At 30.6% G+C, this 14,988-nt stretch carries 14 protein-coding genes; 5 read left to right on the top strand and 9 right to left on the bottom strand.

Features of this window, described 5'->3' with window-relative positions; genetic code table 11:
* Positions 1 to 3: 3 nt before the first annotated feature.
* Together ACVC5O_RS05440 and ACVC5O_RS05435 are read right to left on the bottom strand one after the other, a co-directional pair.
* Entirely contained in the window at positions 4 to 582 is a 579-nt protein-coding gene (locus ACVC5O_RS05440) for a DUF2892 domain-containing protein (RefSeq protein ID WP_452220457.1), read from the bottom strand.
* Positions 572 to 1,471 (bottom strand): DUF6263 family protein, encoded by a 900-nt coding sequence (locus ACVC5O_RS05435; RefSeq protein ID WP_452220456.1) that lies wholly within the window; start codon positions 1,469 to 1,471, stop codon positions 572 to 574. The genes ACVC5O_RS05440 and ACVC5O_RS05435 overlap by 11 nt, the downstream gene beginning before the upstream one ends.
* A gap of 256 nt (positions 1,472 to 1,727) precedes the next feature.
* Between ACVC5O_RS05435 and rpmH the strand changes: the two genes are divergently transcribed.
* The 4 genes from rpmH (at position 1,728) to ACVC5O_RS05415 (ending at position 6,502) form a co-directional block, all read left to right on the top strand.
* Positions 1,728 to 1,889, top strand: coding sequence for a 50S ribosomal protein L34 (gene rpmH / locus ACVC5O_RS05430; protein ID WP_028281753.1), 162 nt, complete (start codon positions 1,728 to 1,730; stop codon positions 1,887 to 1,889).
* A gap of 94 nt (positions 1,890 to 1,983) precedes the next feature.
* A complete protein-coding gene (gene carB / locus ACVC5O_RS05425; protein WP_452220455.1) occupies positions 1,984 to 4,836 on the top strand; it encodes a carbamoyl-phosphate synthase large subunit in 2,853 nt (950 codons plus the stop codon).
* A 52-nt stretch (positions 4,837 to 4,888) separates the two neighbouring features.
* Positions 4,889 to 5,755 carry a T9SS type A sorting domain-containing protein gene (locus tag ACVC5O_RS05420; protein ID WP_452220454.1) on the top strand — a complete coding sequence of 289 codons (867 nt, stop codon included), beginning with the start codon at positions 4,889 to 4,891 and terminating at the stop codon, positions 5,753 to 5,755.
* Positions 5,756 to 5,869: 114 nt separating this feature from the next.
* A complete protein-coding gene (locus ACVC5O_RS05415) occupies positions 5,870 to 6,502 on the top strand; it encodes a T9SS type A sorting domain-containing protein (RefSeq protein ID WP_452220453.1) in 633 nt (210 codons plus the stop codon).
* 55 nt (positions 6,503 to 6,557) lie between these two features.
* Here ACVC5O_RS05415 and ACVC5O_RS05410 read toward each other — a convergent pair whose 3' ends face one another.
* Genes ACVC5O_RS05410 through ACVC5O_RS05395 form a run of 4 tightly spaced genes read right to left on the bottom strand, consistent with a single transcriptional unit; the run spans position 6,558 to position 10,452 of the window.
* A complete protein-coding gene (locus tag ACVC5O_RS05410) occupies positions 6,558 to 7,115 on the bottom strand; it encodes an acyl-CoA thioesterase (protein ID WP_452220452.1) in 558 nt (185 codons plus the stop codon).
* 2 nt (positions 7,116 to 7,117) lie between these two features.
* Positions 7,118 to 7,483, bottom strand: a complete 366-nt coding sequence (locus tag ACVC5O_RS05405) for a 6-phosphogluconate dehydrogenase (RefSeq protein ID WP_452220451.1) — start codon at positions 7,481 to 7,483, stop codon at positions 7,118 to 7,120.
* A gap of 14 nt (positions 7,484 to 7,497) precedes the next feature.
* A complete protein-coding gene (gene rmuC / locus ACVC5O_RS05400) occupies positions 7,498 to 8,883 on the bottom strand; it encodes a DNA recombination protein RmuC (RefSeq protein ID WP_452220450.1) in 1,386 nt (461 codons plus the stop codon).
* Between the two features lie 57 nt (positions 8,884 to 8,940).
* Positions 8,941 to 10,452, bottom strand: coding sequence for a reverse transcriptase domain-containing protein (locus ACVC5O_RS05395; RefSeq protein ID WP_452220449.1), 1,512 nt, complete (start codon positions 10,450 to 10,452; stop codon positions 8,941 to 8,943).
* 467 nt (positions 10,453 to 10,919) lie between these two features.
* Between ACVC5O_RS05395 and ACVC5O_RS05390 the strand changes: the two genes are divergently transcribed.
* The gene (locus tag ACVC5O_RS05390) at positions 10,920 to 11,672 is read left to right on the top strand and encodes a hypothetical protein (protein WP_452220448.1); all 753 of its coding nucleotides are present in this window, start codon (positions 10,920 to 10,922) and stop codon (positions 11,670 to 11,672) included.
* A 46-nt stretch (positions 11,673 to 11,718) separates the two neighbouring features.
* Here the strand turns inward: ACVC5O_RS05390 and ACVC5O_RS05385 are convergent, their stop codons facing one another.
* The 3 genes from ACVC5O_RS05385 to ACVC5O_RS05375 form a co-directional block, all read right to left on the bottom strand.
* Positions 11,719 to 12,513: an ABC transporter ATP-binding protein gene (locus ACVC5O_RS05385; RefSeq protein WP_452220447.1), complete on the bottom strand. Its 795-nt coding sequence runs from the start codon at positions 12,511 to 12,513 to the stop codon at positions 11,719 to 11,721.
* Entirely contained in the window at positions 12,513 to 13,523 is a 1,011-nt protein-coding gene (locus ACVC5O_RS05380; protein WP_452220446.1) for a FecCD family ABC transporter permease, read from the bottom strand. The genes ACVC5O_RS05385 and ACVC5O_RS05380 overlap by 1 nt, the downstream gene beginning before the upstream one ends.
* A gap of 100 nt (positions 13,524 to 13,623) precedes the next feature.
* On the bottom strand, positions 13,624 to 14,763 hold the full coding sequence (locus ACVC5O_RS05375) for an ABC transporter substrate-binding protein (RefSeq protein ID WP_452220445.1): 1,140 nt from the start codon (positions 14,761 to 14,763) through the stop codon (positions 13,624 to 13,626).
* Positions 14,764 to 14,988 lie beyond the last annotated feature (225 nt).

Genomic DNA, 14,988 nt, shown 5'->3' with positions numbered 1-14,988 from the left:
AGCTTATCTGCTTCTTCTTTTTTGAGAACGCATAGAGCCACCTTGACCATAATGTTGTTTTGGAGCTTGAGCACGTTTCATATTATCTTTCATCATCTTAATTTGCTCATTTAACATTCCATTTTTATCTAATTTCTGAGCTTCGTTTAATAAGAGAGTGGCTTCTTGCTTTCTACGTTTAGAAAAAGCAATACCTGCTAAATTTAATTTTGCCATTGCTAAATCGTGGTCCATAGACAACCCTAAATTAACTGCTTTTTTAAAATAGCGCTCAGCTTCATTCATATTATCTTGAGACACCATAATTCCATGTAAAAAATTATAATATCCTTGTTGCTTAGTGACTAGTGCAGTTTCAGGATTTTTAATTTTATTTAACCACTTTTTAGCACCAGGAAAATCTTGTTTGCGTAATCTTAAAAATGCAAGTAAAATAAATTCATTTTTAAAATATAAAAACACAAAAATTAAGGCTAAAAAAATGAGCATAATTCCATTGCCAATTCCTCCTTCTGTAAATTGCCAAACAGCTGTTGCTAATAGTAATGCTGCTATAACTAGTTTAATTGTTTTATTGTACATTTTTTACGACGTTATAAGTTGTTGTAGATGTTATTGTTGTTGGTATTTTAACAGCGCTTAAATTTTTCATTTCTGTATTTCCTTCTGCATTAGAGGTTACAGTCATAGTATGTATAAAGCCACTCTCTTTAAAGGCAGAAAGAGACGTGTTTTGAGTACCATTTAATGACATAGTATGCGAATCTTCTTCCATTAACATTTTAATAGTGCTATCGCCTTTAATTGTTATTTTATCTTTATCTAAGGCTTGTAAAGTCCAAGTGTTATCGGCTTTTAAATCACCTTCAAACTGGGTCTGCCATTGGTCGTTTACTTTAGTAGTTTTAGATGGATAAATATAAGTCATTTGTCCAAAGCTTTCAGATAAGCTTTCGTTTCCAAACTCTTTTTTCATAGCTTCTTTCATTAACTCTTTAGTAAATTCATCTTCAACACCTGTAGCATTTATCATATTGTCAACCAAAGCTTCTGTGCCAGTTACAGAGATAATTTTTCCGTTTTTTAACATTTCCATTTTAAGAGTTGTGGAAGTTAATTCTGCAAACATTTTACCTTCAATATCGTCGTCCAACACTTCTTTATCTGTATCCACGTTTAATAAGGTGCCATAAATGTTAGATGTGGTTGCCATTTTAAAAGCATCAAATTTAAAATCCATAATATAAGTACTATCTGTAATATTAGTCACTCTAAAGGTAAATACTCCACTTAAAAGGTTATTCATTTCGTGTTTAGAGCCATTAATATTTTGTACAATATCCTGATTTGCTTTTTGCGTAACAGTAAAAGCATCGTCTTTATGTAGTTTATATTCTAACTTATTTTGCGCAAAAGAAGCACTTAAAAGCACAAAAAATAATACTATTGTGGTATAAAATTTATTCAACATTTTCATTCTATTAAAAATCCGAGTGCAAAGAAACTAAATTTTTATTGAATTTTACAGTTATAAACGCTCAAATTCCTTATATTTTAGTGTGGTTTAGAGGATTTGACATTACTTTAGAGGTTTAAAAAAAATATATAAAAATATTTTAAATAAGGTTTGCGAAATAAAAAAGTCGTTGTATATTTGCGCTCAGTTTTGGAGAATATGCAAAGCGGTTTAGATAGATTTACAATTCAGATTTTAAAAAAATAAGACAATGCCAAAAAGAACGTTTCAGCCATCGAAAAGAAAGAGAAGAAATAAACATGGTTTTAGAGAAAGAATGGCTTCTGCTAATGGTAGAAAGGTATTAGCACGTAGAAGAGCTAAAGGAAGAAAGAAGATTTCTGTTTCATCTGAAACTAGACATAAAAAATAATGATTAACAATTGTTAATATTTTAAAGGCGTTACTTAGGTGTAACGCCTTTTTTTGTATCTAATAATAACTATTTTTGAAAAACTTTTTTAATAATGCCTAAGAATAAAAACTTAAAATCAATACTAATAATTGGTTCTGGACCAATTATAATCGGACAAGCTTGCGAATTTGATTACTCTGGTACTCAAGCATTAAGGTCTTTAAGAGAAGACGGAATAGAAACTATTTTAATAAACTCTAATCCTGCAACTATAATGACAGACCCTTCCATGGCAGATCATGTTTACTTGCTACCTCTTAACACTAAATCCATTATAAAAATTTTAAAGGAGCATCCACAAATAGATGCTGTTTTACCTACAATGGGAGGACAAACTGCTTTAAATTTGTGTATTGAAGCCGATGAAAAAGGAATTTGGAAAGACTTTGGTGTAGAGATTATTGGTGTAAATATTGATGCTATTAATATTACAGAAGATAGAGAACAATTTAGAGAACTAATGCTTAAAATTGGAGTGCCAATGGCACCTCAAGCAACAGCGACTTCATATTTAAAAGGTAAAGAAATTGCTCAGGAGTTTGGTTTCCCATTAATTATTAGAGCCTCGTTTACTTTAGGTGGAGCAGGAGCCTCATTTGTACATAAAGAAGAAGATTTTGATGAGTTATTAACACGTGGATTAGAAATTTCTCCTATCCATGAAGTGATGATTGATAAAGCCTTAATTGGTTGGAAAGAGTATGAGTTAGAGTTACTTAGAGACTCCAACGATAATGTAGTTATTATTTGCTCTATAGAAAATATGGATCCTATTGGAATCCACACTGGAGATTCCATTACAGTGGCTCCAGCCATGACATTAAGCGATAAAACGTACCAGAAAATGCGTGATATGGCTATTCACATGATGCGTAGTATTGGCGATTTTGCTGGTGGATGTAACGTACAGTTTGCTGTGAGTCCAGATGAAAACGAAGATATTATTGCTATCGAAATTAATCCTCGTGTTTCCCGTTCATCAGCATTAGCAAGTAAAGCAACAGGTTATCCTATTGCAAAAATTGCTGCGAAATTGGCTTTAGGATATCACTTAGACGAATTACAAAACCAAATTACAAAATCAACTTCAGCGTTGTTTGAGCCAACATTAGATTATGTAATTGTAAAAATACCACGTTGGAATTTCGATAAATTTGAAGGTTCCGATAGAACTTTAGGCCTTCAAATGAAATCTGTAGGAGAAGTCATGGGAATTGGTAGAAGCTTCCAAGAAGCACTACATAAAGCAACCCAATCGTTAGAAATTAAACGTAACGGATTAGGTGCAGATGGAAAAGGCTATAAAGATTACGATCAAATTATCCATAAACTTACTCACGCAAGTTGGGATCGCGTATTTGCTATCTACGATGCTATACAAATGGGAATCCCATTAAGTCGTATCCATGAAATCACAAAAATAGATATGTGGTTTTTAAAGCAATATGAAGAATTGTATTTTATTGAAAAGGAAATTTCAACCTTTACAATAGATACTATAGAGAAAGATTTGCTGTTAGAAGCAAAACAAAAAGGCTATGGAGACCGACAAATAGCACACATGTTAAAATGCTTAGAAAGTCAGGTTTATAATAAAAGAGAAGAATTAGGTATTAACCGAGTGTACAAACTGGTAGATACTTGTGCTGCAGAGTTTGAAGCAAAAACACCATATTACTATTCTACTTTCGAAAATGATGTAGAAACAGCAGATGGAAAACGCTATGCAGATAACGAGAGTATAGTTACAGACAAGAAAAAAGTAATTGTTTTAGGATCTGGACCTAATAGAATAGGACAAGGTATTGAGTTCGATTATTGTTGTGTACATGGTATTTTAGCAGCTGCAGAGTGTGGTTACGAAACCATTATGATTAACTGTAATCCAGAAACCGTTTCGACCGATTTTGATACAGCAGATAAATTATATTTTGAGCCTGTATTCTGGGAACACATTTACGATATTATTAAGCACGAAAAACCAGAAGGTGTAATCGTACAACTTGGTGGACAAACCGCTTTAAAGTTAGCTGAAAAACTTGAGCGCTATGGCATTAAAATATTAGGAACAAGTTACCAGGCTTTAGATTTAGCTGAAGATAGAGGGAATTTTTCTTCGTTATTAAAAGAACTTGAAATCCCTTATCCACAATTTGATATTGCAACCACTGCAGATGAAGCTTCTGCGATTGCAGATGTGCTAGATTTTCCAATTTTAGTGAGACCATCTTACGTTTTAGGAGGTCAAGGCATGAAAATTGTGATTAATAAAGAAGAGTTAGAAAAGCATGTTGTGGATTTATTAAGACGCATGCCAGGAAACCAATTACTTTTAGACCATTATTTAGATGGCGCAATTGAAGCAGAAGCAGATGCGATTTGCGATGGAGAAAATGTGCAAATTATAGGAATAATGGAGCATATAGAACCTTGCGGCATACACTCTGGAGATAGTAATGCATTGCTTCCACCTTTTAATTTAGGAGATTTAGTGATGCAACAAATAAAAGATCATACTAAAAAAATTGCATTAGCCTTAAATACTGTAGGTTTAATTAATATTCAGTTTGCGATAAAAGATGATATGGTTTATATTATTGAAGCCAATCCAAGAGCATCGCGTACAGTACCATTTATAGCAAAAGCGTATGGACAACCTTATGTTAATTATGCCACTAAAGTGATGTTGGGAGAGAAAAAAGTAACTGATTTTGATTTCAATCCACAATTAAAAGGGTATGCTATAAAACAACCTGTGTTTTCTTTTAATAAGTTTCATAATGTGAATAAAAAATTAGGTCCAGAAATGAAGAGTACTGGAGAAAGTATTTTATTTATTGACGATTTAAAGGACGATGAGTTTTACAACTTATATTCTAGACGAAAGATGTATTTAAGTAAATAGTTAACACAAATTTTCAATCTAAATAATTACATTTGTATAAAATGAAAACTATATGAAAACAAGATTACTTACATTTATATTATCAACAGCTTTATTTAGCTTTATATCTGCACAAGTAGTTGCAGAGCAAGTAGATACTTTTGACTCTGGAACTAATAACTGGGCGATTGGAGGAGCAGGTGGATCTGCTGGTCCAACAAATGTTGCCAATGGAGGTCCAAATGGAGCAGGAGATAATTGTTTACAATATATTTCTACTGGAACAAATGGAGTTGCAAGTAGAATGATTATTAAAAACAGCATTCAATGGGCAAACTCTAGTGATTATACTGGTCAACAAGTATTGGCTATTAAATTAGATGCTAAAGTAGATGCTGGTTCAGATTTAAACTTAAGAGTAGCTTTTAATGGAGATGGCGGAAAAATAAGCACAACAAATAGTTATACAGTAACTTCTGGTTCTGGCTGGAATACTTTAATTATACCTATCGAAGCATCAGACTTTACAACTGTTGAAGGTGGTAGTAATATTGCATCAACATTAGCTTCTGTTTTTGAAATGCGTATTTTAAGTAGTGCTGCTCCTGCTTGGAAAGGCGATGTTATTGCTTCAACTTTACAATTAGATAATATTGTTGCTGCAAACTCTAATACGCTAAGTGTTAATCAATTTACGAGCTTCAAAGAATTTTCAATTTACCCAAATCCAGGAAAATCGAGATTAAATATTAATTTACCTTCAAATAACGAAACTGTAAAATTAGATGTTTTTGATGTTTTGGGTAAAAAAATATATTCTCAAAACTTAAACAGTTTAAGAACATCTATTTCGATTTCCGATTGGAATACAGGCTTGTATTTAGTAAGAGTAACCACTAACAATAAAGAAACATTTACTAAACGTTTTATGAAGCAATAAAACAGTTTAAAATAAATATACAATGAAAAGCTTTCAATTAATTTTGGAAGATTTTTTTATTGATTTTCAAATAATTAAGATAAAATCACTAACTTGTAAATAAATTTTAAAGCTATGATTAGAAAATTACTCTTTATTTTATTTACAGTTTCAGTATTAAGTGTGTCTGCTCAAACTACTGAAACCGTTACTATAGATTGGTCTTTTGGTTCTAATTCTAACGTTACACCAGCAACTGCAGCAAATAATGCAGATAGAACTATAGAAGAAGGTGACACTGTTATTTGGAATTACTATTCTGGTGGCACACATACTGTAACAAGTGGAGCAGGAAGTGCAGAGACTTGGGATAGTGGATTTATTAGCTCTGGAGAAGGAGTTACGTACAGCAGAACATTTACGGTTATTGGAACAAATCCTTACGTTTGTACACCACATAGTGGTAATATGTTTGGTACTATTACTGTAGTCGAAGAAGGGACACTAAGTACTCCAAGCTTTGAGGAGCAGCTAGATTTTTCAATATCTCCTAATCCTGTGACGTCGCAACTTAATGTTGTAATCCCAAACACAACTACAGAAACATCTATAAAGGTGTTTGATATTTTAGGGAAACAAATTTATAATACTGTGTCCACTAATACTCAAACTACTTCTATAAACGTAAGCTCATGGAATTCTGGTATATATCTTATAAAGTTGTCTAACAATGATGGCTCTATTGTAAAGCGATTTATAAAGCAATAATTAACCACAACTAATAATATAAAAAAGTCTTCAGTTTAAATTGAAGACTTTTTTATTAATAATTATCTGGTAAATCTATTTTTACCTTATACTTTTCTAAAAGCGGTAAATAGTCAAAATGCGAAAAATCTTCGCGATCAAATTCTTGTTGACGTTGTTGTTTTGTTTCTATACGTTTTAAAGCTTTTAAAAAGCGTTTCACTTCAGTTTTATCGTTTAAAATTAAACCAGGAACTTGTATAGATTTCCCACTTTCATTTTTTGCAACCATTGTAAAGTAAGACGAGTTGCAATGGTGTGTTTCTCCTGTTTGAATATTCTCTGCTTCCACACGCATTCCTACAACCATAGAGGTATTGCCAACAAAATTAATAGAGGCTTTCATGGTTACCAACTCACCAACCTCAATAGGTCTTAAAAAATCTACAGTATCTACACTTGCAGTTACACAATACGCTTTGGAGTGTTTGGAAGCACAAGCAAAAGCAATTTGATCCATTATGTTTAGTATATAACCACCATGAATTTTACCACCAAAATTGGAGTGTGATGGTTGCATGAGTTGAGACATACTAATGCGCGACGCATCTACTTTTTTAAAGGTTATACTCATAGTTAATTAGTATTTTGTCTGGTATTATCTTTTTCTACTTTAGTAATAAAATACTTGGTGTCTCCTAGCCAAAACAATGTGCTGTAGCGCTCAAAATAGTGCAGTTTTACAAACCGTCCTTGATGTGTATTTAAATCTTCTATCACTTGTTTTTGGCTATCTTCTACAGAGAATTCAAACAATTGCGCATCTGAAACTCCTTGACTAATTTCGCCTTCCCATGTTTTAAAAATTACACCTTTGCTACTAAATTTTACGAGTTGTCCTGCACGAACACCTTCACTATAAGTTACAAAATAAATAAATGCAAAATAAGCTGCAATAACTAATAGTAACCCAATTCCTATTTTAATTAAAAACTTCATCATTATTCTTTTTTATGTTATTCATCTTCTTCTGCGCGTTTTAAAATTTTCTCTGGCAATGCTTTTTTAGCTTTAGCTCCCATTTTCTTTAGCTTTTCGACACTAGTAATTAAGTTTCCGCGTCCTTCAACTAACTTATTCATTGCAGAAGAGTAATCTTTTTTAGCATCATCAATCTTTTTACCAACACCTGTTAAATCCTTTACTAAGCCTTCAAACTTATCATACAAAGCACCTGCTTGTCTTGCAATTTCAATAGCATTTTGTTGTTGCTTTTCGTTATTCCACATACTATCTACAGTACGCAAAGTGGCTAATAGTGTTGCAGGAGTTACAATAACAATATTTTTTTCGAAAGCTTTATTATATAACGAATTGTCCTCGTTAATAGCCACAGCAAAAGCAGGCTCAATAGGGACAAACATGAGTACAAAATCTGGTGATTCTATATCGTATAAATCCTGATAATTTTTTTCTGAAAGTTGATCCACATGTCTTCTAATAGAATTAACGTGTGCTTTTAAAAATACTGCGCGTTCATCGTCATCGGCATTTACCAAACGCTCATAATCCGTTAATGACACCTTACTATCTATAATCATTCGTTTATTATCAGGCAAGTGTAAAACCACATCTGGTAACACTCTTTTTCCTGTAGCATCTGTAAAACTTTGTTGCACAAAATACTCTCTATCTTTTTCTAAACCAGATTTTTCAAGTACACGCTCTAACACTAATTCGCCCCAATTTCCTTGCATTTTACTATCGCCTTTTAAAGCTTTGGTAAGGTTGGTGGCTTCTTTTGTCATTTGTTGGTTTAAATCTTTTAAGCCTAATAATTGCTCTTTTAAGGCAGAATGCATACTTATGCTTTCCTTTTGCGTGTCATCGACTTTCTTTTCAAAAATTTGAATTTTTTCTTGTAACGGATTTAATATTTGTTTGATATTTTCTTTATTCTGAAGTGTAAATTTTTCTGATTTTTCATCTAGAATTTTTGTAGCTAATAATTCGAAATCTTTTCGAAGTTGTTCTTGTCGCAGTTCTAACTCTTCGTCTCGTTTAATATTTAATTGCTGAAGGTTTTCGTACTCGGTATTTTTTCGAGCTAATTCTTGATTTAAAAAGTCCTTTTCACGCCTTATAGCTTCACGTTCCGTTTCAATTTTGGATAAGGTTTCTTTTAATTCAGATAATTTATGTTCAAAATTCTGATTTTGCTTTTGGTTTTCGGTTTCAGAAAATTGCTTAAAGTCATTAAACTGTTGTTGTAGATTTGCATTACGTTCTTCTAAAGTGCTTTTTTCGCTTTTACTTTTCAGCTTATTAAAAAGAATGCCTAAATAAGCGCCAATTATAGCAGAAATTAATATGGCAAGTATGAGAATGAGGTTGTCGTTCATGATTTATAATTATAATATTGTAAAAGTAATAAATTATAAAGGTTTAAAATTTATTACTTAAGAGTCTTTTTTAACATTTGAAAAGTCATACTTTTTCATTGTTTTTTGAAGTATTCTCCAATGTTTACGCAATTGCCTTTTTATTTCAGGAGCTTCCAAATCGTCAGCAGCTCTGTAAGCATATCTTAAATAATTTCCTCTAAATTTTCTCTCAAAATATTCGGTTTCAGCTTTACCATTAATATAGCTCGTTCTTTTTGCAGGTAGTAATCTAGATTTTTCTCCTTTAAAACTAAATAATCTATAAATTTTTCTTTTAAATATTGGTGCTTCATCTAAAAGATATTTTTCTTTAATGGTTTCAGTTCTTTTATGTTTGCGTTTTATAGTTTTTTTCATTTCTCTATAAAACTTAGCTAAGTTTTTAGATTTTATTAATGTTTGATAACCATAAAATTCAAAACCTAAATAGTTTAAAGGAATATTCTCTTTTAGACTACCATCTTTCCTAATTTTATACGATTGTAAACGACTATTATTTATTTTGAAAAGTGTTTTTTCTGTTTTTTCTAATGAAACTTTTAATTTGTTTTTTTTCATTTCATTTTTAACAAATTGACTAACAAATTCAATTTGTTTTTCATTGCAAATCATTACTATATCATCGGAATAACGTCTATAAAATACATTGTGTTTTAAAGTCAACTCTTTTAAAACAGACTCATCAAAAGTAAGCATGTAAATATTAGCTAATAATGCACTAATAGGTAATCCTTGAGGAATACCTATTAATTCTTTTTGTTTATTTTGTTTTTGGTTCTTATGAATTATAATATCAGAATCAATTAAATCTTTAATACTATTAAAAAGCGTGTGTTTACCTTCTTTTTTAAGTTTCGCTAACTCCTTCTCATCAAAATGACCATTTTTAGTCTTTAAATCTTTTAGTTTTACATAAGAAAATCTGGTAATTGCTTTAAAGAGATTAAAGTGATCTTTAGGTAATGTTTTGTAACCTAATATTTTTGCCCAAGCTAATTTAAGTCTTTTATGATTTAAACTAGGAAAAAAATTTTCTATATCTATAACAAGAGCAACACAGTTTTCTCTTTTTTTTATTTCATCAAATACATCTTTAGCAAAGTGCACATTATTTTTAAACTTTAGTTTATCAGATGTTTCAATTTGTCTGTAAGCAGTTACTAAATCTGATAGTAATACTTTTTGTTTTAAGTATGCCTCGTATTTTGGAGTAATAATTTGTTGTGTGTAATAAGAATATATATGAGCATCAATATGTGTTGCGTATAATATTTCTCTAATTTTTGTATTAGAAACTACTTTCCCTTTTTTAAATTTTTTGTGAGAGCGTTTTAATTCACCATTAAAATCTGATAACTTATAACGTCTTTGTTTTATTTCTTTAAAAATAAGAGGAGAGAAGGAATGTTGAGCTACTTTTTTTTGACTGGTAACATAGCGTTCAATATTTTTTCTAATAGACATTGGTGTCTTATTAGTAAAATGCGGATAACCTCTGTCTTTAAACCAATCTTTTTGTTTTCTCATATAAAATAAAAGTAAGGGAAGTTCTCGCACGTGTTTATAACAGAATAAAACTTACACCCTAAATAAGGATTGAACCATTAGCCGAATTCTCGACTCACGTTGCAGTTTTACGTACCTTACCAAATGTATGGACAGGTGTTAGCTTTAATGCAGATAATAATATATATGATTCAAATAATCAAATGCCTTAAGGGAAAGTCCCTAAAGTTTTATAAATTAACTGAACTAATACTATTATTTCTGAAGATAAACCAATATTTATCGATAAATGTTTGTTTATCTGAAGAAATATACTTTTTTCTTAATCACCATATTTATTATCCTTTTTTTCTAAAAAAGTTGGATTAAGTGATTGATTGATAATCAATACAGTAGTTCAACAAATGTTTTATTCCTTTTAACTAAAGAACCTCCTTACTTTAAAGTAAATATAGTATTTTTCTTATCTTAAATAAAAAAATAATAGAATGAGTTTAGTTAATAAATATAAAGTTGGAGAAATAGTAACATTTAAAACACATCCATTACTTTATGATCGATATATAAAAGGAGATGGAAAGTTGGTGCCACCTTTTATGATTGTTAAAGAAGTGTTTTTTGAAGATAAAAAAAAGAAAGTTGTAGATACTAGTAATGGTAAAACTATTGGAGAAAGAATAAAATATACTTGTTTGTTTTTTGATGATAATAAAAGCGAGTTTAAAAGTGTAGTTGTTTATGAATCTATGTTAATGGATTTTAAAAACTTTTATATTTCTAAAATGGATGGAGAAAAGTACGAATCAGACGATTCAAAGTATCAAAGTCTTATTGATGAAGTTTCAGATTATAAGAATGCAGATTATGTTTATGGTAATATTGTATATTTTAAAACTAAAAAACTTGAAATTCTTAAAAAGAGAAGTTCAGTAAAAAAGGAAATAATAAAAGGAAATACTACCGAAGAAAAAAAAGTAACTGTTCAATATGTAGTTAATTATGCTACACCAGAATTTGTTCTTTGTGGTTATAAAAAAGAAGTAGGAGAAGATTTATATTATCCAAATGGAGGTAGGAAAAAAATAATTTCAAAAGTATTATATAAAGTAAAATGGTTTAATTCCAATCAAATGAAATTTAGTGAGGAATATTTACCAAAGAAATGCTTTATTGATGAGCAACCATTTAAAACTTTAGTTCTTCACAATCCTAAGACTGATGATAAAGAAATAGAATCTTAATTAAATAATTTATTTGAAATGCTTAAACAAGTTCAGCATGTTAAGATTATTTTTTTACCCTAAAACTTCCCGTTTTATCGTCAAAAATAATTAAGTCTTTAGGGAATAAAGTTTCAAAAGTACCTTTAGTAATGAGATTACAAGGCGTGTTTGAGATCACTTCGTTTTCAGTCATTACTATCATACTATCACATAATTGAATGGCTAAATCTATTTCGTGAGAAGAAAATAAGATGGTTTTACCAGTGTCTTTTGTGATTTTTTGAAGCAATTTTAAAATGTAGGCTTTATGGTACATATCTAAATGCGTAGTTGGCTCGTCTAATATTATTAAATCTGTATCTTGAGCTAAAGCACGCGCAATCATTACTTTTTGAAGCTGTCCATCACTTAGTTCAAAGCATTTTTTATGTTTTAAAACTTCGATATTAGTTTGTAAAATGGCTTTGTTTACAATACTAATATCCATTTCCGATAGATTACCAACCCAATTGGTGTAAGGCTGTCTTCCTAAGGCTATTAATTCAAAAACCGAAAGATTTTTAGAGACAATAGGTTCAGTCAAAACCAAACTCATTGCTTTTGCTAAGTCAATATTAGCATAAGTTTCTAAAGGTTTATTATTTAAAAAAATAGCACCAGATAATTGTGGTTGTACTTGAGTTAACGTTCGTAATAAAGTAGATTTACCAATACCATTTCCACCAACTAATCCAATAAGTTCACCTTTTTTTAAACTAATATTTATGTTTGAAGCTATACTAGTTTCCGCTTTCTTAGAAGTGTAACCTATGTTTAGATTTTCGGTTTTAAGGATGATATGTTGGTTTTTGTTCTCCATTAAAACACCATCTTTCGTTTTCTAACCAATAACCAAATAACCACTGGAGCACCAATTAATGAGGTTATTGCGTTAATAGGTAAGGTATAATCGCTAGTTGGTAATTGTGCAATACTATCGCAAATTAACATTACAATTGCGCCAAATAAAAATACAGCTGGTAATAATATTTTATGATTAGAGGTGTTAAAAATTTGCCGTGTTAAATGTGGTATTGCTAATCCTATAAATGCAATAGGACCAGCAAATGCGGTTATAGTTCCTGCCAATAAACTCGTTGCGATGATAATAATAAAACGACTTTGCTTAATATTTAAGCCTAAGCTTTTAGCATAATTTTCGCCAAGTAATAAGGTGTTTAATCCTTTTATTGAGAGGATGCTTAAAAGAATCCCTAAGCAGTAAATAATAAAGAAAATCCCAAGTTCACTCCAAGAGAGATTACCTAAACTACCAAATCCCCAAAAAATATACTGTTGCAATTGTTCTGCAGAAGCAAAGTAGGAGAGGACACTTACTACTGCAGCAGTAATGCTACCAAACATAAGGCCTATAATTAAAATTGCCATTGTGTCTCTAACTCTAGAAGACACGATTAATACAGCCAATAAAACTAAAAAACTCCCTAAACTCGCAGCAATAACTATAGTCCATTTAGAGATTAATAAAGTAGCAAAAACACCTCCAAAGAGGCCTGCTCCTAAAATCACTAAGGCAACACCTAAGCTTGCTCCAGAAGTTATACCAAGCACAAAAGGTCCAGCTAACGGATTCCTAAATAAGGTTTGCATTAACAGTCCTGAAATGCCTAAACCAGAACCAACTAAAATTGCTGTAAATGCTTTTGGGAGCCTGTAATTTTGAATAATATAATTATCTGTTACACCAATTACACTCTCAAAAATGGTTTTAAAAGGAATAGATACAGAGCCTAAACTAATATTTGCAAAAAAGCACAACAACAACGTTATAGTGAGAATTATAAATGGATATTTATAGTTGTTTTTCAATAGTTTACTGTTTTGTCATTTTGGCGAAGCGAACAATATTATGTAAATATACAAAGCAGAAAATATAACGTTCATCGCTTTGCTATTAGTGACATTAATGCTATTTTAATTTTTTAAAAAAATAGGGTGTATAATTTTCTAATAATTCTGGATGACAGATTTTAATCACATCTTTTAAAACTAAATCTGGTCGTGCAGTACCTAATTCATAGTATAAAACACCACCTGTTTCTCCTTTAGTTTCTGCAAAAGAGTAAATGTTTTTGTTTTTAAACGCATCGAATTTGGTGTAATGTTTATTTGCTTTTTCTAGCGCTTCCATGCTTGAGTAGTAGGAAGGACTTAACCATAAATCGGCATTTTTTGCTTTGTCAAAAACGGTTTCAAAATTTAGAGCTAAGCTACCACTTCCTGAAGTGTCGCTCCATAAATAATTAACGTTGGCATCTTTTAAAATTTGAGCTTCAGGACTTGTTCCATTTGGCAAGTACCAAATGTCTTTATGCATTGCTCCACTTAAAATGGTTGGTTGTTTGTTCACTTTTGCAGCAATTGCTTTTGCTTCTAAATAGTTTTTTTCAATAGTATTAAATATAGAATCAGCTTCTTTTTGTTTGTTATATAATACACCAAAAAATTTAATCCATTCTGCTTTTGCTAAAGGTGATTTTTCTACCCAATCGCCATTATAAATTACAGGAATTCCTGCTTTTTGTATGGTTTCAAAGGTTTTGTTGTTACCATCTATTCCAAAACCTATTACCAAATCGGGTTTTAAATCTAGTAAAACTTCCGTGTTTAAGCCTTCGTTTTTACCTAATTCTCTAATCTTACCATTATTAATTCTTGCTCTTGTTTTTTCAGAAGAAATATAATCTGTTCCAGGAAAACCAACCAAAGTTTGCTCAACGCCTAAAAGCTCTAAAGCAGGAATATGCGTAGTAGAGGTGACTACAATGGTTTGTATTGGGAGCGAAATTGTATTATCGGCTTGCCTATCGTCTTCATAATTAGCTAAAGTATATTTAAAGCTGTTTTCAGCTTTTGGCCATGGGTTTTTAATCTCCAACACTTTATAAGTGCCAATATCTTTTATTGCAAATCCTTCGGCATATTTTAAATCTATTTGTTTTCCTATGGTATTAGTAGTTTCAATAGTTGTTTTTGTTTCCTTTTTACAAGAAGTAAAACTTATTAAAATTGAAATAAGAACGTATAAAAAAAGTTTTTTTTGTAACATTAGTAGCACTTTAACGAAATAGTTTCCTTTAAATTTATATAAAATTTTAGTCATGAGAGACGGTTCAAATTTAACAATATATATAGTAGGAGGAATTATATTACTACATTTTTTAATTGGCTTTATTTATCTTATTTATAAAATGAATAAGAAAAAGTAAGTTTAATTAGTCTGCATTTAAAAAAGAATATACTTTTGCATAGAATTTTGGTTTGATGCATTTAG

The sequence above is a fragment of the Lacinutrix salivirga genome, from assembly GCF_053604675.1.
Note: the sequence above shows the minus strand (reverse complement) of the source record. Positions and strands in the feature narration are given on the sequence as shown.

Bases quoted from the DNA above. Each gene is read 5' to 3' on its own strand.
- ACVC5O_RS05390 (WP_452220448.1), top strand. From the start codon at position 10,920: ATGAGTTTAGTTAATAAATATAAAGTTGGAGAAATAGTAACATTTAAA.
- carB (WP_452220455.1), top strand. From the start codon at position 1,984: ATGCCTAAGAATAAAAACTTAAAATCAATACTAATAATTGGTTCTGGA.
- ACVC5O_RS05420 (WP_452220454.1), top strand. From the start codon at position 4,889: ATGAAAACAAGATTACTTACATTTATATTATCAACAGCTTTATTTAGC.
- ACVC5O_RS05440 (WP_452220457.1), bottom strand. From the start codon at position 582: ATGTACAATAAAACAATTAAACTAGTTATAGCAGCATTACTATTAGCA.
- ACVC5O_RS05415 (WP_452220453.1), top strand. From the start codon at position 5,870: ATGATTAGAAAATTACTCTTTATTTTATTTACAGTTTCAGTATTAAGT.
- rmuC (WP_452220450.1), bottom strand. From the start codon at position 8,883: ATGAACGACAACCTCATTCTCATACTTGCCATATTAATTTCTGCTATA.
- ACVC5O_RS05375 (WP_452220445.1), bottom strand. From the start codon at position 14,763: ATGTTACAAAAAAAACTTTTTTTATACGTTCTTATTTCAATTTTAATA.
- ACVC5O_RS05435 (WP_452220456.1), bottom strand. From the start codon at position 1,471: ATGTTGAATAAATTTTATACCACAATAGTATTATTTTTTGTGCTTTTA.
- ACVC5O_RS05405 (WP_452220451.1), bottom strand. From the start codon at position 7,483: ATGATGAAGTTTTTAATTAAAATAGGAATTGGGTTACTATTAGTTATT.
- ACVC5O_RS05410 (WP_452220452.1), bottom strand. From the start codon at position 7,115: ATGAGTATAACCTTTAAAAAAGTAGATGCGTCGCGCATTAGTATGTCT.
- rpmH (WP_028281753.1), top strand. From the start codon at position 1,728: ATGCCAAAAAGAACGTTTCAGCCATCGAAAAGAAAGAGAAGAAATAAA.
- ACVC5O_RS05395 (WP_452220449.1), bottom strand. From the start codon at position 10,452: ATGAGAAAACAAAAAGATTGGTTTAAAGACAGAGGTTATCCGCATTTT.
- ACVC5O_RS05385 (WP_452220447.1), bottom strand. From the start codon at position 12,513: ATGGAGAACAAAAACCAACATATCATCCTTAAAACCGAAAATCTAAAC.